This window comes from Ramlibacter ginsenosidimutans (genome assembly GCF_016654015.1).
Classification (GTDB): Bacteria; Pseudomonadota; Gammaproteobacteria; order Burkholderiales; family Burkholderiaceae_C; genus Ramlibacter; species Ramlibacter ginsenosidimutans.
Map to the genome: position 1 here is coordinate 342,864 of NZ_JAEPWM010000004.1, position 20,320 is coordinate 363,183.

Genomic DNA, 20,320 nt, shown 5'->3' on the forward strand with positions numbered 1-20,320 from the left:
ATGCTCGAATGAAAGCAAAGTCGTGAAGGAGTGGCCGATGCAATCGCGTAGCCTTGTTCCGCAAACCCCGGGCCTGAAGTTGCCCATCGCCAACCTGCGCAGCGTGTTCCGACCGAACGACGTCGAGCGCAAGCTGGCCAAGCTGCCCGCGCGCGACCACGAGAACCTCCGCGCCACGTACGAGCGCATGCTCGAACGCGGCCCCGAGCGCTTCCAGGTCAAGCCCAGCGGGATTCCCGAGATGGAGTCGCTGTACGAGCAGCTGCCGAACTTCGCGGATGCGCTCGACGACGTGAAGCGCCACGTCGCGCTGTCGCAGGACGCAAGCGATGGCATCGAGATCACGCCCATGCTGCTGCTCGGGCCGCCCGGCATCGGCAAGACGCACTTTGCGCGGCAGCTCGCCGACCTGCTCGGGACCGGCATGAGCCTCGTTCCCATGAGCTCCATGACGGCGGGCTGGCTGCTCTCCGGCGCATCCTCGCAGTGGAAGGGCGCCAAGCCGGGCAAGGTGTTCGAGGCCATCGTGGACGGCCAGTACGCCAACCCTGTGATCGTCGTGGACGAGATCGACAAGGCCAGCGCGGACGCGCAGTACGACCCGCTCGGCTCGCTCTACAGCCTGCTGGAGCACGACACGGCCGAATCCTTCATGGACGAATTCGCCGAGATCGCGATCGACGCGAGCCAGGTCATCTGGATCATGACGGCCAACGACGAGCGCTGCATTCCCGAGCCGATCATGAACCGCATGAACGTGTTCCAGATCGAGTCGCCCACGCACGAACAGGCCCGCTGCATCGCGCGCAACCTGTACCTCTCGATCCGGGGCGACCACGGCTGGGGCCGGCGCTTCGACGAGGAGCCCGCCGACGACGTGCTCGACTGCCTGGCGGAACTCGCGCCGCGCGAAATGCGGCGCGCGCTCATGACCGGCTTCGGCAATGCGCGCCTGGCGCACCGCGGCAGCATCGTCGCCGACGACCTGCCCCGCTGCGGCAACGGCAAGGGCCGCATGGGCTTCATCCAGTAAGGCTCAGGAGCCGGGCAGCGTGATGCCCCCAGCCGGCGGTGGGTCGGACGGCGCCGGTTCCTTCCAGGCCCAGGTCCGGGTCGCCGCGAACACCGCGTTCGGGTACTGCGGCCGCCCGCGGCTGCCGTTGTAGCGGCCCAGCGCCATGAAGAGGTCACCCGCCTCGCGATCGAGGTAGTGGCGCAGGATGACGCAGCCGAAGCGCAGGTTCGTCTGCATGTGGAACAGCGAGGACGGGTCGCCGTTGCCGATCAGGCGCGTCCAGAACGGCATCACCTGCATGTAGCCGCGCGCGCCCACCGGGCTCACGGCGAACTTGCGGAAGTTGCTCTCGACCTGGATCAGCCCCAGCACCAGCCCCGTCTCGAGTCCGGCCCGCTTGCTTTCGTACCAGACGGTCTGCAGGAATTCGCGGCGCTCGTTCCACTCGGGCGTGCGGCGCTGCAGGCGGCGGCTCATCGCGCCCAGCCAGCGCAGGTATCTCAGGCGCGCATCGATGTCCGTGAACACGGGCACGGGGGGCGCGCTGGAGGAGATCGCGGAACTGAGCGCCGTGCGCACCGCATCGGCGAGCGGCTCTTCGACCTGGGCACCGGCCAGCGCGGGCGGGATGCAGGCCGCCCACAGCCCTGCACCGGCCACGGCCGGCAAGAGCACCTGCCGGCGCGTGATCACGCGGCCAGCCGCTCTTTCAGGAAGGCGGCGACGCTGTCGGCGGCGAGCTTCGTCGGCGCGGCGTCGCGGCGATGCTGGTACTCCACCTGCCCTTCCTTCAGCCCGCGATCGGACAGCACCACGCGGTGCGGCACGCCGATCAGTTCCCAGTCGGCGAACATGGCGCCCGGGCGCTCGCCGCGGTCGTCCAGCATCACGTCGATGCCGGCCGCCGCGAGTTCGTCGTGCAGCTTTTCCGCGGCGGCCTTCACGTCCGCGCTGCGGTCCATGCCGATCGGGCACAGCACCACGGTGAACGGCGCGATGGCATCGGGCCAGACGATGCCGCGCTCGTCGTGGTTCTGCTCGATGGCGGCGGCGGGCAGGCGCGTGATGCCGATGCCGTAGCAGCCCATCTCGAACAGCTTGGGCTTGCCGTCCTCGTCGAGGAAGGTGGCGTTCATCGGCTTCGAGTATTTCGTGCCGAGATAGAAGATGTGGCCGACCTCGATGCCGCGCTCGATGGCGAGCCGGCCCTTGCCGTCCGGCGAGGGATCGCCCTCGACCACGTTGCGCAGGTCCGCGACCAGGTCGGGCTCGGGCAGGTCGCGGCCCCAGTTGACGCCGGTGAGGTGGTAGTCCGCCTCGTTGGCGCCGCAGATCCAGTCGGCCATCAGCGCGACCTCGCGATCGGCGACGATCTTCACCTTTTCCTTCAGCGCGATCGGGCCCAGGTAGCCGGGCTGCGTGCCGAAGTGCGATGCGATCTCGGGGACGGTGGCGAACCGGAAGCCGGCGGCTAGGCCCGGCACCTTGCCGACCTTGATCTCGTTCATGTCGTGGTCGCCCCGCAGCAGCAGCAGCCACAGCTGCGTGCCGGCGACGGCGCCTTGCGCATCGAGCTTGTCGGTCGCCAGCACGAGGGACTTCACCGTCGTCGCGAGCGGCACGCCCAGCAGCGCGGCGACGTCCGCGCAGGTGCTCTTGCCCGGCGTCGGCACCTTCCGCATGGCCTGCGTGGCTGCCGGACGCGGGCCCTTGGGCGCGAGCGCTTCGGCCTTTTCCATGTTCGCGGCGTAGTCGCTGTCCGGGCAGTAGACGATGGCGTCCTCACCGGTCGCGGCGATCACCTGGAATTCCTCGGACAGGTCGCCGCCGATGGCGCCGCTGTCCGCCGCCACCGCGCGATAGCGCAGGCCGAAGCGGTCGAAGATGCGGCGGTACGCCTTCGCCATGCCTTCGTAGCTTCGCTTCGCGGCCGCGACGTCCCGGTCGAACGAGTACGCGTCCTTCATGATGAACTCGCGCCCGCGCATCAGCCCGAAGCGCGGACGGCGCTCGTCGCGGAACTTGGTCTGCACCTGGTACAGGTTCTTCGGCAGCTGCTTGTAGCTGCGCAGCTCCTGGCGCGCGATGTCGGTGACGACCTCCTCGCTGGTGGGCTGCACCACGAAGTCGCGCTCGTGCCGGTCCTGGATGCGCAGCAGCTCCGGGCCCATGCTGGCAAAGCGGCCGGTCTCCTGCCACAGCTCCGCCGGCTGGACGACGGGCATCGTGCACTCCACGGCGCCGGCGCGGTCCATCTCCTCGCGCACGATCGCCTCCACCTTGCGGATGACGCGCAGCCCCATGGGCATGTAGGTGTAGATGCCCGCACCGAGCTTCTTGATCATGCCGGCGCGTGTCATCAGCTTGTGGCTGGCCACTTCCGCGTCGGCAGGCGCTTCCTTCAGGGTGGAAATCAGGAACTGGGAGGCTCTCATCGATGTGGGCGGGGAGTGGCGACTGCTGAGCCCTTCCAGCGCGGGGAGGCGCCATGTATCATGGGCTCAGTTCAAAGATTTTGGGGTGTGATTATGCTGGACCGGGACGGCTTCAGGCCCAACGTCGGCATTATCCTGCTCAACCAGAAAAACCAGGTGTTCTGGGGCAAACGCATCCGGACACACAGCTGGCAGTTCCCGCAAGGCGGCATCGACCGCGGCGAAAGCCCCGAACAGGCCATGTTCCGGGAACTCCACGAGGAAATCGGGTTGCTGCCGGAGCATGTCCGCATCGTCGCGCGCACCCGCGACTGGCTCCGCTACGAAGTGCCGGAGCGCTATATCCGGCGCGACGCCCGCGGCCACTACAAGGGCCAGAAGCAGATCTGGTTCCTGCTGCAGCTGATGGGACAGGACCACAACCTGAACCTGCGCGCGACCAACCATCCCGAGTTCGACGCCTGGCGCTGGAACGACTACTGGGTGCCGCTGGACGTGGTGGTGGAGTTCAAGCGGGGCGTGTACGAAATGGCGCTGCGCGAGCTCGCGCGCTTCCTGCCACGCAACGACCACCGCAATCGCTACCTGCGCAGCGGCATGCGCGGGCGCGACGAGCACGGTCCGCACGAACACGTCCATCACCCGTTGCCGGCCGCCGGCATGGAACTGCCGCCCGGCGCGACGTTCGAACCGAATCCGCAGGGACGCTCCGAGCCCGCGGGCGACAAGGGAAAGCATGCTTCGTAGAGTCCTGGCGCTGGCACTGGCCGGCGCGGTCACCGCCGCTTCGGCGGCGGAACTGGGCGCCCCGCCGGGCACCCCCGACAACTCCTACATCCCGGACGTGCCCGAGTGGCAGGAACTGGACACGCCGCCGCCTCCGCCGCTGCGAACGCAGGGCCTGATCCCGATCGAGGTCGAAGGCAGCAGGCTCACCTTCGGTGTCGATCCGGCGTCCATCAGCGTCGGCAGCGACAGCGTCGTGCGCTACGTGGTGGTCGCCAGGAGCTCCAGCGGCGCCATCAACGCGATGTACGAAGGCCTGCGCTGCGACGGGGGCCAGGTGAAGGTGTACGCGCGCTACACACCGGGCCAGGGCTGGGTGCCGGTCACCGACGCCAGCTGGCAGCCACTGCGTACCGGCGTCGCGAGCACGCGCCACAGCATGGCGATCGCACGCGGCGGCGCCTGCATGGAGCGCGCGCCCAACGGATCCGCAGCGCAGATCGCGCTGGACCTGAAGGCGCCGGTCGACCGCCGCTTCCTGGGCGGAGGCGTGAACCGCTGAAGCTTGGCAGCGTGCCCGGCTATGGGGTGGGGTGCGCGGGGGAACAGGAGAACGCAGAGGACGCAAAGGTTACGCAGAGGACGCAGAGAAGACCTTTGAAGGATTCCTGGTTTCCCTCTGCGTCCTCTGCGTGACCTTTGCGCACTCTGCGTTCAATTGCTAGCACGCAGCCGCGCGTCTCCACCGGCCGACCGAGTGACAGCGCACGACCTCAGCGCGTCACGACCAGGTTGGTGCGATGGATCATCTCCGGTTCGGCGATGTACCCGAGCAGCTTCTCGATGTCGGCGGAAGGCCTGCGGCACAGGATTCGCGCTTCGGCGGCCGCGTAGTTCGCGAGGCCCCGCGCGATCTCCTGGCCGGACGGGTCGCGCACGGCGATCACTTCGCCGCGCGAGAAGTCGCCTTCCACGGCCGTCATGCCGATCGGCAGCAGGCTCTTGCCCTCGGCGCGCAGCTTGGCCGCCGCGCCCGCATCCACCGTCACCGCGCCGCGCAGTTGCAGGTGGTCCGCCATCCAGCGCTTGCGTGCCTGGCTCTTCTGGTCGGGAGCGACCAGAAGCGTGCCGATGATCTCGCCCTGCGCCAACCGCAGCAGGCAGTCGGTCTCGCGGCCCCAGGCGATCACGGTGGAAGCGCCGGAGCCGGCAGCGCGCCGGGCCGCCAGCACCTTGGTGATCATGCCGCCCTTGCCGATGCTGGAGCCGGCGCCGCCTGCCATCTGTTCCAGCGCGGCGTCGCCCGCGCGTGCCTGCTGGATGAAGCGCGCCTGCGGGTCCTTGCGCGGGTCTGCGCTGTACAGCCCCTTCTGGTCGGTGAGGATCACCAGCAGGTCCGCCTCCACCAGGTTGGCCACCAGCGCGCCCAGCGTGTCGTTGTCGCCGAACTTGATCTCGTCGTTGACGACGGTGTCGTTCTCGTTGATCACCGGCACGACGCGCAGCGACAGCAGGGTCAGGAGCGTCGAACGCGCATTGAGGTAGCGCTCGCGGTCGGCCAGGTCCGCGTGCGTGAGCAGTACCTGCGCCGAGCCCATGCCATGTTCGCGCAGCTTGGTCTCGTACATCTGCGCCAGGCCCATCTGGCCGACGGCCGCGGCGGCCTGCAGCTTGTCGAGTTCCTGCGGGCGGGTCACCCAGCCGAGACGCTTCATGCCTTCGGCGATCGCGCCGCTGGAGACCATGATCACTTCGCGGCCCTGGCCGGCGAGCGCGGCGAGCTGCCGGCTCCATTCGCCGATGGCGTGCTCGTCCAGCCCGCGTCCCTCGTTGGTGACCAGGCTCGACCCCACCTTGACGACGATGCGCCGCGCTTCCCGCAGCAGCACCGCGCCGTCCTTGTTCTCCGTCATCCGAATGCCTCCGTGCACCGCGGGACGCCGCCCGCCCCGCGGGGCGGCCGTGCGCGGCTCACTGGACTACCCCTCCGCGCTGCGCGCTGCGGGATTCGCCTTGGGGCGGCCCGGCGGCTCATGGCGCGGTATTTTCACCGCCCGCGAAGCGCGGGTCGACCTCGACGTGCGGCTGCTCGGCGACCTGCACCGCGTGCACGTGCTGCCAGATCGCCTGCACCAGGTGCTCGCAGCCTTCGCGCGTGAGCGCGGAGATCTCGAACACCGGGCCCTTGAACCGGAAGCGCTTCACGAAGTCCTTGACGCGCGCGGCGCGCTCTTCCTGCGGCACCATGTCCAGCTTGTTCAGCACGAGCCAGCGCGGCTTCTCGTACAGCGCCTTGTCGTATTTCTTCAGCTCCTGCACGATCGCCTTGGCCTGCGCGACCGGGTCGACGCCTTCGTCGAAGGGTGCGATGTCCACGACGTGCAGCAGCAGTCGCGTGCGCTGAAGGTGACGCAGGAACTGGTGGCCGAGGCCCGCGCCTTCGGCCGCGCCCTCGATCAGGCCCGGCACGTCGGCGACCACGAAGCTCTGCTCCGGACCGACGCGCACGACCCCCAGGTTCGGGTGCAGCGTGGTGAAGGGATAGTCCGCGATCTTCGGGCGCGCATTGGACACGGCCGCGATCAGCGTGGACTTGCCGGCATTAGGCATGCCCAGCAGCCCCACGTCGGCGAGCACCTTCAGCTCCAGCTTCAGGCTCTTCTTCTCGCCCGGCCAGCCGGGCGTCTTCTGGCGCGGCGCGCGGTTCACCGAGCTCTTGAAGCGCATGTTGCCGAAGCCGCCGTCGCCGCCCTTGGCGATCAGGATCTTCTCGCCCGGCTGCAGCAGCTCGTACAGCACCTCGCCGGTCTCGGCGTCGGTGATGATGGTGCCCACGGGCATCTTCAGCGTGATGTCGTGACCCATGGCGCCGAACATGTCGGAGCCCATGCCGTGCTCGCCGCGACCGGCTTCGTGCCGGCGCGAGAAGCGGTAGTCCACCAGGGTGTTGAGGTTCGGGTCCGCCACGGCCCACACGTGGCCGCCCCGGCCGCCGTCGCCGCCGTTGGGACCGCCGAATTCCTTGTACTTCTCGTGGCGGAACGAGACGCAGCCGTTCCCCCCATCGCCGGCGGCGATGTCGATGAATGCTTCGTCCACGAATTTCATAAGAGCCTCGATACCTCTGCAAACCGCAGCGCGATTCCGCGCGGGCAAAAACGCAGAAGCCCCGACAAGTCGGGGCTTCTTGTCAGCGGGATGAGGTTAACTCAAGCCGCCGGGGTGACGTTGACCGTCTGCTTGTTCAGGGCGCCCTTGACCTTGAAGCTCACGTGCCCGTCGACCAGCGCGAACAGCGTGTGGTCCTTGCCCACGCCGACGTTGGTGCCGGGGTGGAACTTGGTGCCGCGCTGGCGCACGATGATGGAGCCGGCGCTGATCAGTTCGCCGCCGAAGGCCTTCACGCCCAGCATCTTCGGCTGGGAGTCGCGCCCGTTTCGCGTAGAGCCGCCGCCTTTTTTCTGTGCCATTTCCTGTGCTCCTCAGGCGCCGGCGATGTCACCGATTTGCAGTTCGGTGTACTGCTGGCGGTGGCCCTGGTGCTTCTGGTAGTGCTTGCGGCGACGCATCTTGAAGATGCGCACCTTCTCGTGCTTGCCGTGCGCGACGATCGTCGCCTTCACCGTGGCACCCGACACCAGGGGCACCCCGATCTTCAGGTCGCCGCCGTTGCCGACAGCGAGAACCTGGTCGATCGTGATTTCCTGGCCGATGTCCGCAGCAATCTGTTCTACTTTGATCTTGTCGCCGGAAGCAACACGATACTGCTTGCCTCCGGTTTTTATGACCGCGTACATGGTTTGACCTCACATGGAACGGCCCCCCGATAGGGGCCATCAGTCCGAGCGTCCCCGCGCGGGGAGCATCGACTCTTTCCAGACGGATTTCCGGAAAGCCGGCGAGTATAGCATTGTTGGTGGTCACTGACAACGGAGCCCCGGGCCAGGTCCGGCTGGGCCAGGGGGTCTTCCTATAATCCGCGCAACTCTGCGGATTGCCCCTCTTGACCGACTCTTCCCCCAGTGCAACCGCCGTCCTTGCCTTGATCGCCGACGACATGCGCGAAGTGGATGGCGTCGTCGCGCGTCGCCTGGCCTCCACCGTGCCGCTCGTGGGGCAAGTGTCCCGGTACATCATTTCCTCGGGCGGCAAGCGCCTGCGCCCGGCCCTGCTGCTGCTGGTGTGCCGCGCCCTCGGCTTTCGCGGCGAGCAGCGCTTCAATCTCGCGGCGGTCGTCGAGTTCATCCACACCGCGACGCTGCTCCATGACGACGTGGTGGACGAGTCCACGCTGCGCCGCGGCCGGGCCACGGCCAACGAGCATTTCGGCAACCCCGCCAGCGTGCTGGTGGGCGACTTCCTCTATTCGCGCGCCTTCCAGATGATGCTGGATGCGCACGACATGCGCGTCATGGAGATCCTGGCCGACGCGACCAACGTGATCGCCGAGGGCGAGGTCATGCAGCTGATGAACATGCACGACCCCAACCTCGACGAAGCGGCGTACGTGCAGGTCATCCGCTCGAAGACGGCCAAGCTGTTCGAGGCCAGCGCGCGGCTGGGCGCCGTGCTGGCCGGCGCCCCGCCGGCCGTGGAGCAGGCTTGCGCGGAGTACGGGCAGGCCGTGGGCACGGCGTTCCAGGTGATCGACGACGTGCTCGATTACGCGGGCACGGCGGAGGAACTGGGCAAGAACCTCGGCGACGACCTGCGCGAAGGCAAGGTCACGCTGCCCCTGATCGCGGCGATGCGCCGCGGCAGCGACGATCAGCGCGCGCTGATCCGGCGCGCCGTGGAAACGGGCGATCTCGCCGAACTGGAGCACGTGGTCGAGATTGTGCGCGCGACGGGGGCGCTGGAGGTCGCGCACGACGCGGCTGCGGCCGAAGCAAAGCGCGCGATGTCAGCCGCGGCACAGCTACCGGCGAATGAGCACGCTCAGGCTTTGGTACAATTGGCGGCTTCGCTGCTCGCGCGGCGCAACTGAGGCAGCTCAGGGCACGGCGCGGCAGCCATCGGGGTGTAGCTTAGCCTGGTAGAGCGCTACGTTCGGGACGTAGAGGCCGGAGGTTCGAATCCTCTCACCCCGACCAGGATCCCATCGAACAGCACCCTCGCGGTGCTGTTCTTCCTTGCGGCGCCGTTCACCGGCGCTGGCGTGCCGCTCGGCGCGCAATCGCACAAAACCCCCTTGCCAAATCGGTCCCGCCTCGGGGCAACGTGACTTCCTACCAACGCAGAGCCTCGTCGTAAAGGCCCTTCATTTACACCAACTCTGCTTTTCGGGATGATCGGGCACTGACTTTTCCCTGCCGGGCTGCCTCCGGCTGCTTGAATTACCTCCATGGCCGCTGTCGATCCGTTCACCGAAGCCTCCGCCGTCGCCCTGCCCGGCCTCGGCCGCGCGCTCGTGTCGGCCGGCAAGCTGGGGCAGAAGGCGGCGGAGGAGATCTACCGCAAGGCGCAGGCCAACCGCACGAGCTTCATCGCTGAACTCACAGGTTCGGGCGCGGTGTCGGCGGCCGATCTCGCCCACACCATGGGGACCGCCTTCGGCGCGCCCGTGCTGGACCTCGACGCAATCGACACGACGCGGCTGCCCAAGGGCCTGCTCGATCGCAAGATCTGCGCGGACTTCCGCATCGTCGTCCTGTCCAAGCGGAACAACCGCCTGATCGTCGCCACGGCCGATCCGTCGGACCAGTCCGCCGCCGAAAAGATCAAGTTCGCCACGCAGATGGGCGTGGACTGGATCATCGCGGAGTACGACAAGCTCACCAAGATGGTCGAGAGCCTCGGGACTTCGGCCACCGAGGCGATGGACAGCATCATCGGCGACGACTTCGAGTTCGACGAGTCGACGATCGACTCGACGATCGCCGAAGACGACGGCGCCGCGACCTCCGACGTCGACGACGCCCCGGTCGTCAAGTTCCTGCACAAGATGCTGCTGGACGCGATCGGCATGCGCGCCTCGGACCTGCACTTCGAACCGTACGAGCACACCTACCGCGTGCGCTTCCGCATCGATGGCGAGTTGCGCGAGATCGCGTCGCCGCCAGTGGCCATCAAGGACAAGCTGGCCTCCCGCATCAAGGTGATCTCCCGCATGGACATCTCCGAGAAGCGGATCCCCCAGGACGGCCGGATGAAGCTGAAGGTCAGCGCCGAACGGGTGATCGACTTCCGGGTCTCGACCCTGCCCACGCTGTTCGGCGAGAAGATCGTGATCCGTATCCTTGATCCGAGCAGCGCGCGCCTGGGCATCGAGGCCCTGGGCTACGAGCCCGAGGAGAAGGCACGGCTCATGGAGGCGATCGGCCGGCCCTACGGCATGATCCTGGTCACCGGCCCGACCGGCTCCGGCAAGACCGTGTCCCTGTACACCTGCCTGAACCTGCTGAACAAGCCCGGCGTGAACATCTCCACCGCGGAGGACCCGTCGGAAATCGGGATGCCGGGCGTCAACCAGGTGAACGTGAACGAAAAGGCGGGACTCACCTTCGCGGCGGCGCTGAAGTCCTTCCTGCGCCAGGATCCGGACGTGATCATGGTCGGCGAAATCCGCGACCTGGAAACCGCCGACATTGCCATCAAGGCCGCCCAGACCGGCCACATGGTCATGTCCACGCTGCACACGAACGATGCCCCGGCGACCCTGACCCGGATGCGCAACATGGGCATCGCGCCGTTCAACATCGCGTCCTCGGTGATCCTGATCACGGCGCAGCGCCTGGCGCGCCGCCTGTGCGGGCAGTGCAAGAAGCCGATAGACATTCCGTACGAGACGCTGATCGACGCGGGCTTCAAGGAAGAACAGGTCGACGGCAGCTGGACGCCTTACCAGCCGGTCGGCTGCTCGGCCTGCAACAACGGCTACAAGGGCCGGGTCGGCATCTACCAGGTGATGCCCATCAGCGAGGACATGCAACGCATCATCCTGGCGGACGGCAGTGCGCTGGAGATCGCCGAGCAGGCCCGCAAGGAAGGCGTGCGCAGCTTGCGCGAATCCGGCCTGCACAAGGTCAGGCAGGGCATGACTTCCCTCGAGGAAGTCCTGGCCGTGACGAACGAATAACAGGGGAGCGCAGATGGCCGCGACGGCAACCAAGGAATTCGTCTTCGAGTGGGAGGGACGGGACCGCAACGGCAAGTCCGTGCGGGGCGAGACGCGCGCCGCCGGCGAGAACCAGGTCATGGCGTCCCTGCGGCGCCAGGGCGTGTCGCCGCTGAAGATCAAGAAGCGCCGGATGCGCTCGGGCTCCAAGATCAAGCCGAAGGACATCGCGATCTTCACGCGCCAGCTCGCCACCATGATGAAGGCCGGCGTGCCCCTGCTGCAGTCCTTCGACATCGTGGGCCGCGGCAACGCCAACGCCAGCGTCACCAAGCTGCTGAACGACATCCGCACCGACGTCGAGACCGGCACCTCGCTGTCGGCCGCGTTCCGCAAGTACCCGATGTACTTCGACAACCTCTACTGCAACCTGGTGGAAGCGGGCGAGGCCGCCGGTATCCTGGAAAGCCTGCTGGACCGGCTGGCGGTCTACATGGAGAAGACCGAGGCGATCAAGTCCAAGATCAAGTCGGCGCTGATGTACCCGATCGCGGTGCTGGTGGTGGCCTTCGTCGTGGTGTCGGTGATCATGATCTTCGTGATCCCGGCCTTCAAGGAGGTGTTCACTTCCTTCGGCGCCGACCTGCCCGCGCCCACGCTGTTCGTGATCGCCGTGTCCGAAATCTTCGTCAAGTGGTGGTGGCTGATCTTCGGCGGCATCGGCGGCACGCTGTACTTCTTCATGCAGGCCTGGAAGCGCAACGAGCGGGTCCAGCAGTTCATGGACCGGCTGATGCTCAAGCTGCCCCTGTTCGGCAACCTGGTCTACAAGTCCGTGATCGCCCGCTGGACGCGCACGCTGGCCACCATGTTCGCCGCCGGCGTGCCGCTGGTGGAAGCGCTCGATTCCGTGGGCGGCGCCTCCGGCAACTCCGTCTACGCCATGGCCACGCAGAAGATCCAGCAGGAGGTGTCCACCGGCACCAGCCTGACCGCTGCCATGACCAACGCCAACGTGTTCCCGTCGATGGTGCTGCAGATGTGCGCCATCGGCGAGGAGTCGGGCTCCATCGACCACATGCTGGGCAAGGCGGCGGACTTCTATGAAGCCGAAGTCGACGACATGGTGGCGGGCCTGTCCAGCCTGATGGAGCCGATCATCATCGTGATCCTGGGTACCATCATCGGCGGCATCGTCGTGTCCATGTACCTGCCGATCTTCAAACTCGGTTCCGTCGTCTGATGCTGCTGCCTGCAAGTCTCGAGGCGGCGATCCTCGCCGCCATCTTCGGCCTGTTGATCGGAAGCTTCCTCAACGTCGTCATCTATCGCTTCCCGAAGATGCTGGAGCGGCAGTGGGCCGCCGAATGCGCGGACTTCACCGGCCAGCCCGCGAAGGAGGAAGCGGAGCCCGTGTTCAACCTGGTGGCGCCGCGCTCGCGCTGCCCGCATTGCGGCCACCAGATCCGCTGGTACGAGAACATCCCCGTGGTGAGCTGGCTCGCCCTGCGCGGGCGCTGCTCGCAGTGCAAGGCGCGCATCAGCGTGCGCTACCCGGTCGTGGAGGTCGTGACGGCGGCCTTCTTCTTCCTGTGCGGCGAGCGCTGGGGCCTGGGCCTGCAGGCCGCCGCGTGGGCCGCCTTCGCCGCCCTGCTGATCTGCCTGTTCCTGATCGACATGGACACGCAGATCCTGCCCGACGACCTGAACTACACCTTGCTGTGGCTCGGCCTGCTCGCCTCCGCGGCAGGCTGGACCGTGCCGCTCGCCTCCGCGGTGTGGGGCGCGGCGCTCGGCTACGGCGTGTTCTGGCTCATCTTCCAGCTGTTCAAGCTGGCCACCGGCAAGGAAGGCATGGGCTACGGGGACTTCAAGTTGTTGGCCGCGCTCGGCGCCTGGCTAGGCGCGCCCTACCTGGTGGCGATCATCCTGCTGTCATCCATCGTCGGCGCGGCGATCGGCATCCTGCTGCTGTTCGTGGGCAAGCTGGCCAACAAGGACATCCCCATGCCCTTCGGCCCCTACCTGGCGGGTGCAGGCCTGCTGGCGCTGGCGCTCAGCCCGGCCGCCATGCCGGCCCTGCTGCCCTTCGCCTTCCCCTTCGGCGCACACTGAGGCAGCGCATGGCCGCGCGCATCGGCCTCACCGGCGGCATCGGCAGCGGCAAGAGCACCGTGCTGGCGATGCTGCAGGCGTTGGGCGCCGCGGCCATCGATGCCGACGCGATCTCGCGTGCAACGACGGCCTCGGGCGGCGCGGCGATAGTCGCGATCCGCGCGCGCTTCGGCCCGGAGTTCGTCACTGCCGACGGCGCGCTGGACCGGGCCCGCATGCGCCAACGCGCCTATGCCCATCCGGAGGCGCGGCGCGAACTGGAGCAGATCATCCATCCGCTGGTGGGCGAGGAAGTCGCGCGCCAGGTGGACGCGGCGCTGGCGGCCGGCGCGCGCTGCATCGTCTTCGACATCCCCTTGCTGGTGGAGTCGGGCCGCTGGCGCCAGCAGGTCGACCGCGTGCTGGTCGTCGACTGCTCGCCCGAGACGCAGGTGGCTCGCGTGGTGGCGCGCAGCGGCCTGGCTCCGGACGAGGTCCGCGCGATCATCGCGGCGCAGGCGCCGCGCGCGCTGCGGCTCGCCGCGGCCGACCTGGTGATCTGCAACGAGGGACTCACGCTGGAAGCACTGCGGTACGAAGTGGAACAGGCGGCGCGGAGCTTCGGGCTATGATGGCGCCCTGCTCCTGGCCCCTGCCGTCCACCGTCCGCGCGTGATCCTCTACGAATACCCCTTCAACGAACGCATCCGGACCTACCTGCGGCTGGAACACCTGTTCCGCCGCCTGGGCGAGCTGATTCCCCGCAGCCATCCGCTGGACCACCACTATGCGCTCGCGACCATCTTCGAAGTGATGGACGTGGCGGCGCGCGCGGACCTGAAGTCCGACGTGCTGAAGGACCTGGAGCGTCAGAAGCAGCAGCTCAACGCCTACCGCGGCAATCCGGCGATCTCCGAGCAGGCGCTCGATGGCGTGATCCGGCAGCTGGAGACCTGCTTCAGCGCGGTCAACGGCACGCCGGGCAAGGCGGGCCAGTCGCTCACCGAGAACGAGTGGCTCATGAGCATCCGCAGCCGCGCCGGCATTCCCGGAGGCACCTGCGAGTTCGACCTGCCGGCCTATTACGCGTGGCAGCACCTGCCAGCGGAGCAGCGGCGCGCCGACCTCGAGCGCTGGGCCAACACGCTGGCGCCGCTCGCCGAGTCCATCCACCAGCTGCTGCGCCTGCTGCGCGATTCGGGCGCGCCGCAGAAGGTGATGGCCGCGGGCGGCCAGCTGCAGCAGACGCTGCCGCAGGGCCGCACCTTCCAGCTGCTGCGCCTGCGCATCGACGAGTCGCTCGGCGTGGTGCCGGAAATCAGCGGCAACCGCCTCATCGTGTCGGTGCGGCTCATGCGCCAGGACAACGACAAGATGCTCGCGAGCACCGAGAACACGCCGTTCGAACTCACGCTCTGCGCCTGACTCCAAGCGCCATGGCTACCCGTGCCGAGAAAGCTCGCATCGTGCGCTGCCCCGCCTGCGGCGGCGACAGCGTGTACGCACCCAGCAATCCCTACCGGCCCTTCTGCAGCGGACGCTGCAAGGGCATCGACTTCGGCGCCTGGGCCAGCGAAACGTTCCGTGTGCCCGATCCGGCTCCACCGGACGATTTGCCGTTCGGCGATCCGAAGGAGCAGTAGGCGCTCGGCTGGCGCGAGCGCTTCACCGGGCAGGAGAACGCAGAGGACGCAAAGGTTACGCAGAGGACGCAGAGAAAACCTTTGAAGGCTTTCCGTTTTCCCTCTGCGTTCTCTGCGTAACCTCTGCGCACTCTGCGTTCACCTTGCCCGTGCTCACACCCAGTACGTGTCCCCCACGAACCCGCGCTCCTGCGCGAACCACGCGAGCACCGGCACGGTTCCCGGCAGCACCGGCTGCACCGTGACCGGCAGTTGCTGCCAGGCGTACTGCTGGCCTTCGTGCATGTGGAGGGTGCCGGTCCAGTCGTGGACCTTGCAGAAGTTCAGCCGTACCAGCGCGTGCGGGTAGTCCACGCGCTCCACGTGCCACGGATGCACCGCCCCGATGGTGATGCCGATCTCTTCCTGCAGTTCGCGGCGTAGCGCCTGCTCCACGGTTTCGCCGGGCTCGACCTTGCCGCCGGGGAATTCCCAGTAGCCCTCGTACACCTTGCCGGGTGGACGCGAGGTGAGCAGGAAGGCGCCGTCGGGGCGGATCAGCACGCCGACGGCGACTTCGACTTCCTTGCGCTCGGGACCGCCCTCGCGCGGGCGATCGCCATCGGCCACGAGGACACCTGCAGTACTCACGCGTGATGCCGTCCCGCGTAGTCGCGGGCGAACTGGTAGGCCACGCGGCCGCTGCGCGAGGCGCGTTCCAGCGCCCAGACCAGCGCCTCCGGGCGGGCCGCCTCGATGTCCGCGGCGGGCACGCCGAAGTGCTGCAGCCAGGTCGCACAGATGTGCAGGTACTCCTCCTGGCTGAACGGATAGAAGCTCACCCACAGGCCGAAGCGCTCGGACAGCGAGATCTTTTCCTCCACCACTTCGCCCGGATGCACCTCGCCGTCGTCCGTGTGCTTGTAGGTGAGGTTCTCCTTCATGTACTCGGGCAGCAGGTGGCGCCGGTTGCTGGTCGCATAGATCAGCACGTTGGGCGTCGCCGCGGCCACCGAGCCGTCGAGGATGGACTTCAGCGCCTTGTAGCCCGGCTCGCCCTCCTCGAAGGAGAGGTCGTCGCAGAAGACCATGAACTTCTCGGGCCGCGCCGACACCACGTCGATCACGTCCGGCAGGTCCACCATGTCGGCCTTGTCGATCTCGATCAGCCGCAAGCCCTGCTTCGCATACGCATTCAGGCAGGCCTTCACCAGCGAGGACTTCCCGGTGCCGCGCGCGCCGGTCAGCAACACGTTGTTGGCGGGATGCCCGTGCACGAACTGCTCGGTGTTGCGCTGGATTTTCTCCTTCTGCGGCTCGATCTCCTTCAGGTCCTCGAGGCGGATGTCCGCCACGTGCTTCACCGGCTCCAGCACGCCATGGCCGCTGGCACGCTTGCGATAGCGCCAAGCGATGGCGGCGTTCCAGTCGGGGGCGGACAGCGGCTGCGGCAGCACGGCCTCGAGGCGGTCCAGCAGTTGCATGGCGCGGGAGATGAGCGCGTCGAAATTCTGGCTCACGGGGTTTCTTTCTTGGCAACGGGTGCCGCCCCTCCCTCCGGGAGAGGCCGGGTGGTGGATCAGGACCTGTAGTCGGCGTTGATGGTGACGTACTCGTGGCTGAAGTCGCAGGTCCAGACCTGGTCGAACGCTTCGCCGCGCCCGAGCGCCACGCGCACGGTGATCTCCGACTGCTTCATCACGCGCTGGCCATCCTCTTCGCGATAGGACGGATTGCGGCCGCCGCGCGTGGCCACGTGCACGTCGTCGAGGAACAGCTCGATGTGCGCCTGGTCCAGGTCCTCGATTCCGGCGTAGCCCACGGCGGCGAGGATGCGGCCCAGGTTGGGATCGCTCGCGAAGAAGGCGGTCTTCACCAGCGGCGAGTGCGCGATGGCGTACGCCACCTGCCGGCACTCCGCGGCCGTGCGGCCGCCCTCGACCCGCACCGTGATGAACTTGGTCGCGCCCTCGCCGTCGCGCACGATCGCCTGCGCGAGCTGGCGTGCGACCTCCAGCATCGCGCCCTTGAGCGCGGCGCCGGCGGCCGTGTGCAGCGAGGTGATCACGGGATGCCGGGCCTTGTTGGTGGCGACCACGATGAAAGAGTCGTTGGTGGAGGTGTCGCCATCCACCGTGACGCGGTTGAACGAGCCCTCGGCCAGCTCGAACGCGAGCTCCGGCAGCAGCCGTGGATCGATCTGCGCATCGGTGGCCAGGAAGCCCAGCATCGTGGCCATGTTGGGGCGGATCATGCCGGCGCCCTTGCTGATGCCGGTGATCGTCACCGTCGCGCCCTCGACCTGCACCTGCCGGCTGAACGCCTTGGGCACGGTGTCCGTGGTCATGATGCCTTCGGCGGCGCGCAGCCAGTGGTCCGGGCGCGCGTCGGCCAGGGCGGCGGGCAGGCCCTTCTCGATGCGGTCCACCGGCAGCGGCTCCATGATCACGCCCGTCGAAAACGGCAGGACCTGCTCGGGCGCGACATTCAGCAGGCGGGCGGCGGCGACGCAGGTGGCGCGGGCGCGCACCAGGCCGTCTTCGCCCGTGCCGGCGTTGGCATTGCCGGTGTTGATCACCATCGCGCGGATGTCGCCGCGCGCCAGGTGCTCGCGGCAGACCTGCACCGGCGCAGCGCAGAAGCGGTTGCGCGTGAACACGCCGCCGACGGCGGCGCCTTCGTCCAGCAGGAACACGGTGAGGTCCTTGCGGTTGGCCTTGCGGATCCCCGCCTCGGCGACGCCGATGCGCACGCCCGGGACGGCGTGCAGCGATTCCGCGCGCGGGGCGCTCAGGTTCACGGGCATGGAGGACCTTTGTCGAGAGAAGTGGGAAGCGGAGAAATGGGAAGCGGAAGACGGGCGCGCGGCGCCCTGTCAGTTCTGGCGCCAGGGCAGGCCGCGCAGGCGCCAGCCGCCCTTGCGGCCGCGGTGCCCCTGCTCGTCGGCGTCGCCCTCGAAGCCTTCCAGGATGTTGTAGGCCTCGACGCCCTGCTGCGTGGCGAGCTTCGCCGCGGCGATGGAGCGCACGCCGCTGCGGCAAAGCAGCACGACCTTCTTGCCCGAGGGCACGGCTTGGCGGATGCGCGCGCCGAAGTCGGGATCGACCTGCATGCCGGGCCACTGCTTCCACGCCAGCGGCACCGCGCCCGGCACGAAGCCCACCCACTCGCGCTCGGCATCGGTACGCACATCCACCAGCACGGCCTCGCCCGCCTGCCACCAGCGGCAAGCCAGCTCGGGCGTGACATCACCCGCATAGCCTTCGGCGGGCCGCGGCTGATCGCGATCGGGAGAAGGGACGGGGGCGTTCATGCCCCGATTTTGCCACCCGGCGAAAGCGGCGGAGCGCCAGCGCTATCGGGCAACGGAACGCAGAGGACGCAAAGGTTACGCAGAGGACGCAGAGAAGACTTTCAAGGAAATCGGTTTCCCTTCTGCGCTCTCTGCGTAATCTCTGCGTCCTCTGCGTTCTCCTGGCCGCCAAGACGCTCCGCTCACACCACCCGCACCTGCAAACTCGGCAGCTTGTCGATGTGGATCTCCATCACGTCGCCGCGGACCACCGGGCCGACGTTGGCGGGCGTGCCCGAGTAGATGATGTCGCCGGGGTAGAGCTCGTTGGCCTGCGAGAGGTGGGCGATCTGCTCGGCGACGGACCAGATCATCTGGTTGAGGTCGGCGCTCTGCTTGGTCTGGCCGTTGACCTTCAGCCAGATCGCGCCCTGCGTGAAGTGCCCGACCAGCGCCACCGGATGCACGGGGCCCATGGGCGCGGAGTGGTCGAAGCTCTTGCCGATTTCCCAGGGCTTTTTCTCGTTGCCCATCGCCTGCTGCAGGTCGCGGCGCGTCATGTCGAGGCCCACGGTGTAGCCGTAGACGTGGTCCAGCGCGCGCTCCACCGGGATGTTGCGGCCGCCCCGGTGCAGGAAGGCCACGAGCTCCACCTCGTAGTGGTAGTTCTTCGTCAGCGTGGGATAGGGATGGTCCGCCACCACGCCCGGCGTCACGTGCTGGATGGCGTCGGTGGGCTTCTGGAAGAAGAACGGCGGCTCGCGATTCGGGTCCGAACCCATCTCGCGCGAATGCGCCGCGTAGTTGCGGCCGATGCAGTAGATCCGGCGCACCGGGAAGACCTCGCTCGAACCCACGACAGGCACGAAGCTGTCCGGCACGGCGAACAGCGGCTTGGCGCCGCTGCCCATCGCCACGTCAGCGCCGGTGCTCGCGCAGCCGGCCAGGCCCGCGGCGGCCGCAGCGACGGCCGCGGACCCCTGGAAAAAATTGCGACGGTCCATTTGCATCGGTCTCCTCACTTGGAAGGCGGCAGTATCCCCCTGCGGGTCGGCCGGCGAACGTGCATTGGCGTTTGTCCTAGTCCCCGGCCCAGGAGGTCGCCCGAGCATAGTGACCGTCGTCTCCCCGGAGATCCCCCCGGCGGGCCGCGTGCTGTACGCTGGCCGCCGACCGTGGGAAAATTGACGTTGACGTAAACGTCAACTAAAGTCCCCCCTTCATGCCCAAGCCCCGCTTCCAGGCGCCCCGCGCCGCCGACTGGCAGCCCCCCGCGGGCAAGCATGCCGCGGATTTCAAGCTGTCCGAGGTCGACCCGGCGGCCACCCCCTGGTCCAGCGGCGACAAGGAAAAGGACAAGCAGCAGGTCGACGCCATCGCGCAGGAGCTCGACGAACTGCAGAACCTGTTCTACGCGGACGGGCGCTACGCCCTGCTGGTCGTGCTGCAGGGCATGGACGCCTCGGGCAAGGACGGCGCGATCCGGGCCGTGTTCTCGCGCACCAGCCCGCTGGGCGTGCACAGCATCCCGTGGAAGGCGCCCAGCGAGGACGAGCGGGCGCACGACTATCTCTGGCGCATCCACCACGGCATGCCGCGCGCGCGCGAGATCGTGGTGTTCAACCGCAGCCACTACGAGGACGTGCTGGTGCCCGTGGTGAACGGCAAGCTCACCCGCGAGCGCACGGAGGAGCGCTACCGCCAGATCAACGACTTCGAGCGCATGCTGTGCGAGAACGCCACGGTGATCCTGAAGTTCATGCTCCACATCAGCTCGGAAGAACAGCGCGTGCGCCTGCAGGCCCGCGTGGACGACCCGACCAAGCGCTGGAAGTTCGCTGCCGGCGATCTCGAGGTGCGCAAGCACTGGCGCGACTACCAGAAGGCCTACCAGGCGCTGCTGCGCACGACCAGCACGGAATGGGCGCCGTGGACCATCGTGCCGGCGAACTCCAAGACGCACCGCAACCTGATGATCGCCAGCATCGTGCGCGACACGCTGCACGGGCTCAAACTGCGCTACCCCCCCGACCCGCCCGGCGTCGCGGGTGTCAAAGTGAAGTGAACTGACCATCCGAC

Annotated in this window: 22 protein-coding genes and 1 tRNA gene; 12 read left to right on the plus strand and 11 right to left on the minus strand. The window is 67.8% G+C overall.

Going from position 1 to position 20,320, the window contains the following annotated elements; translation table 11 throughout:
- Positions 1 to 37: 37 nt before the first annotated feature.
- Entirely contained in the window at positions 38 to 1,033 is a 996-nt protein-coding gene (locus tag JJB11_RS12775) for an AAA family ATPase (RefSeq protein ID WP_201171443.1), read from the plus strand.
- A gap of 3 nt (positions 1,034 to 1,036) precedes the next feature.
- Here the strand turns inward: JJB11_RS12775 and JJB11_RS12780 are convergent, their stop codons facing one another.
- Both JJB11_RS12780 and JJB11_RS12785 read right to left on the minus strand, forming a co-directional pair.
- Positions 1,037 to 1,708 (minus strand): lytic transglycosylase domain-containing protein, encoded by a 672-nt coding sequence (locus tag JJB11_RS12780; RefSeq protein WP_201171446.1) that lies wholly within the window; start codon positions 1,706 to 1,708, stop codon positions 1,037 to 1,039.
- A complete protein-coding gene (locus JJB11_RS12785; RefSeq protein ID WP_201171448.1) occupies positions 1,705 to 3,450 on the minus strand; it encodes a proline--tRNA ligase in 1,746 nt (581 codons plus the stop codon). Before JJB11_RS12785 ends, JJB11_RS12780 begins: the two co-directional genes overlap by 4 nt.
- Positions 3,451 to 3,543: 93 nt before the next feature.
- Between JJB11_RS12785 and JJB11_RS12790 the strand changes: the two genes are divergently transcribed.
- Both JJB11_RS12790 and JJB11_RS12795 read left to right on the plus strand, forming a co-directional pair.
- On the plus strand, positions 3,544 to 4,197 hold the full coding sequence (locus JJB11_RS12790) for an RNA pyrophosphohydrolase (protein ID WP_201171674.1): 654 nt from the start codon (positions 3,544 to 3,546) through the stop codon (positions 4,195 to 4,197).
- Positions 4,187 to 4,738: a CNP1-like family protein gene (locus JJB11_RS12795; RefSeq protein WP_201171451.1), complete on the plus strand. Its 552-nt coding sequence runs from the start codon at positions 4,187 to 4,189 to the stop codon at positions 4,736 to 4,738. Before JJB11_RS12790 ends, JJB11_RS12795 begins: the two co-directional genes overlap by 11 nt.
- Before the next feature lie 211 nt (positions 4,739 to 4,949).
- Here the strand turns inward: JJB11_RS12795 and proB are convergent, their stop codons facing one another.
- The 4 genes from proB to rplU all read right to left on the minus strand — a co-directional run bounded on the left by proB (position 4,950) and on the right by rplU (position 7,973).
- Complete coding sequence (proB, locus tag JJB11_RS12800) at positions 4,950 to 6,089, minus strand: glutamate 5-kinase (RefSeq protein WP_201171453.1); 1,140 nt, start codon at positions 6,087 to 6,089, stop codon at positions 4,950 to 4,952.
- 118 nt (positions 6,090 to 6,207) lie between these two features.
- Positions 6,208 to 7,284 (minus strand): Obg family GTPase CgtA, encoded by a 1,077-nt coding sequence (cgtA, locus tag JJB11_RS12805; RefSeq protein WP_201171455.1) that lies wholly within the window; start codon positions 7,282 to 7,284, stop codon positions 6,208 to 6,210.
- Between the two features lie 101 nt (positions 7,285 to 7,385).
- Positions 7,386 to 7,646 (minus strand): 50S ribosomal protein L27, encoded by a 261-nt coding sequence (gene rpmA / locus JJB11_RS12810; RefSeq protein ID WP_201171458.1) that lies wholly within the window; start codon positions 7,644 to 7,646, stop codon positions 7,386 to 7,388.
- A gap of 12 nt (positions 7,647 to 7,658) precedes the next feature.
- Positions 7,659 to 7,973, minus strand: a complete 315-nt coding sequence (gene rplU / locus JJB11_RS12815) for a 50S ribosomal protein L21 (RefSeq protein WP_201171460.1) — start codon at positions 7,971 to 7,973, stop codon at positions 7,659 to 7,661.
- 260 nt (positions 7,974 to 8,233) lie between these two features.
- On the opposite strand from rplU, the gene JJB11_RS12820 reads away from it, so the two are divergent.
- From JJB11_RS12820 to JJB11_RS12855, 8 genes are all read left to right on the plus strand, one after another.
- Positions 8,234 to 9,163 carry a polyprenyl synthetase family protein gene (locus JJB11_RS12820; protein WP_201171676.1) on the plus strand — a complete coding sequence of 310 codons (930 nt, stop codon included), beginning with the start codon at positions 8,234 to 8,236 and terminating at the stop codon, positions 9,161 to 9,163.
- 29 nt (positions 9,164 to 9,192) lie between these two features.
- A tRNA-Pro gene (locus tag JJB11_RS12825) sits at positions 9,193 to 9,269 on the plus strand.
- 251 nt (positions 9,270 to 9,520) lie between these two features.
- Positions 9,521 to 11,254 (plus strand): type IV-A pilus assembly ATPase PilB, encoded by a 1,734-nt coding sequence (gene pilB, locus JJB11_RS12830; RefSeq protein WP_201171462.1) that lies wholly within the window; start codon positions 9,521 to 9,523, stop codon positions 11,252 to 11,254.
- A gap of 13 nt (positions 11,255 to 11,267) precedes the next feature.
- Complete coding sequence (locus tag JJB11_RS12835; RefSeq protein WP_201171464.1) at positions 11,268 to 12,476, plus strand: type II secretion system F family protein; 1,209 nt, start codon at positions 11,268 to 11,270, stop codon at positions 12,474 to 12,476.
- Positions 12,476 to 13,348 (plus strand): prepilin peptidase, encoded by an 873-nt coding sequence (locus JJB11_RS12840; RefSeq protein WP_201171466.1) that lies wholly within the window; start codon positions 12,476 to 12,478, stop codon positions 13,346 to 13,348. Before JJB11_RS12835 ends, JJB11_RS12840 begins: the two co-directional genes overlap by 1 nt.
- An 8-nt stretch (positions 13,349 to 13,356) precedes the next feature.
- Positions 13,357 to 13,959, plus strand: a complete 603-nt coding sequence (gene coaE, locus JJB11_RS12845; protein WP_201171468.1) for a dephospho-CoA kinase — start codon at positions 13,357 to 13,359, stop codon at positions 13,957 to 13,959.
- 40 nt (positions 13,960 to 13,999) lie between these two features.
- Positions 14,000 to 14,752, plus strand: a complete 753-nt coding sequence (gene zapD / locus JJB11_RS12850) for a cell division protein ZapD (RefSeq protein ID WP_201171470.1) — start codon at positions 14,000 to 14,002, stop codon at positions 14,750 to 14,752.
- Between the two features lie 11 nt (positions 14,753 to 14,763).
- Complete coding sequence (locus JJB11_RS12855) at positions 14,764 to 14,970, plus strand: DNA gyrase inhibitor YacG (RefSeq protein WP_201171471.1); 207 nt, start codon at positions 14,764 to 14,766, stop codon at positions 14,968 to 14,970.
- Positions 14,971 to 15,123: 153 nt separating this feature from the next.
- On the opposite strand, the gene JJB11_RS12860 is transcribed toward JJB11_RS12855, so the two are convergent.
- The 5 genes from JJB11_RS12860 to JJB11_RS12880 all read right to left on the minus strand — a co-directional run bounded on the left by JJB11_RS12860 (position 15,124) and on the right by JJB11_RS12880 (position 19,251).
- Positions 15,124 to 15,600: an NUDIX domain-containing protein gene (locus tag JJB11_RS12860; protein ID WP_201171472.1), complete on the minus strand. Its 477-nt coding sequence runs from the start codon at positions 15,598 to 15,600 to the stop codon at positions 15,124 to 15,126.
- Positions 15,597 to 16,433: an ATP-binding protein gene (locus tag JJB11_RS12865; protein WP_201964812.1), complete on the minus strand. Its 837-nt coding sequence runs from the start codon at positions 16,431 to 16,433 to the stop codon at positions 15,597 to 15,599. The genes JJB11_RS12860 and JJB11_RS12865 overlap by 4 nt, the downstream gene beginning before the upstream one ends.
- A gap of 95 nt (positions 16,434 to 16,528) precedes the next feature.
- Positions 16,529 to 17,755, minus strand: a complete 1,227-nt coding sequence (gene argJ / locus JJB11_RS12870; protein WP_201171474.1) for a bifunctional glutamate N-acetyltransferase/amino-acid acetyltransferase ArgJ — start codon at positions 17,753 to 17,755, stop codon at positions 16,529 to 16,531.
- A gap of 69 nt (positions 17,756 to 17,824) precedes the next feature.
- Positions 17,825 to 18,262: a rhodanese-like domain-containing protein gene (locus JJB11_RS12875; RefSeq protein ID WP_201171476.1), complete on the minus strand. Its 438-nt coding sequence runs from the start codon at positions 18,260 to 18,262 to the stop codon at positions 17,825 to 17,827.
- 182 nt (positions 18,263 to 18,444) lie between these two features.
- Entirely contained in the window at positions 18,445 to 19,251 is an 807-nt protein-coding gene (locus tag JJB11_RS12880) for a fumarylacetoacetate hydrolase family protein (protein WP_201171478.1), read from the minus strand.
- A gap of 212 nt (positions 19,252 to 19,463) precedes the next feature.
- On the opposite strand from JJB11_RS12880, the gene JJB11_RS12885 reads away from it, so the two are divergent.
- Complete coding sequence (locus JJB11_RS12885) at positions 19,464 to 20,306, plus strand: PPK2 family polyphosphate kinase (protein ID WP_201171480.1); 843 nt, start codon at positions 19,464 to 19,466, stop codon at positions 20,304 to 20,306.
- Positions 20,307 to 20,320: the final 14 nt, after the last annotated feature.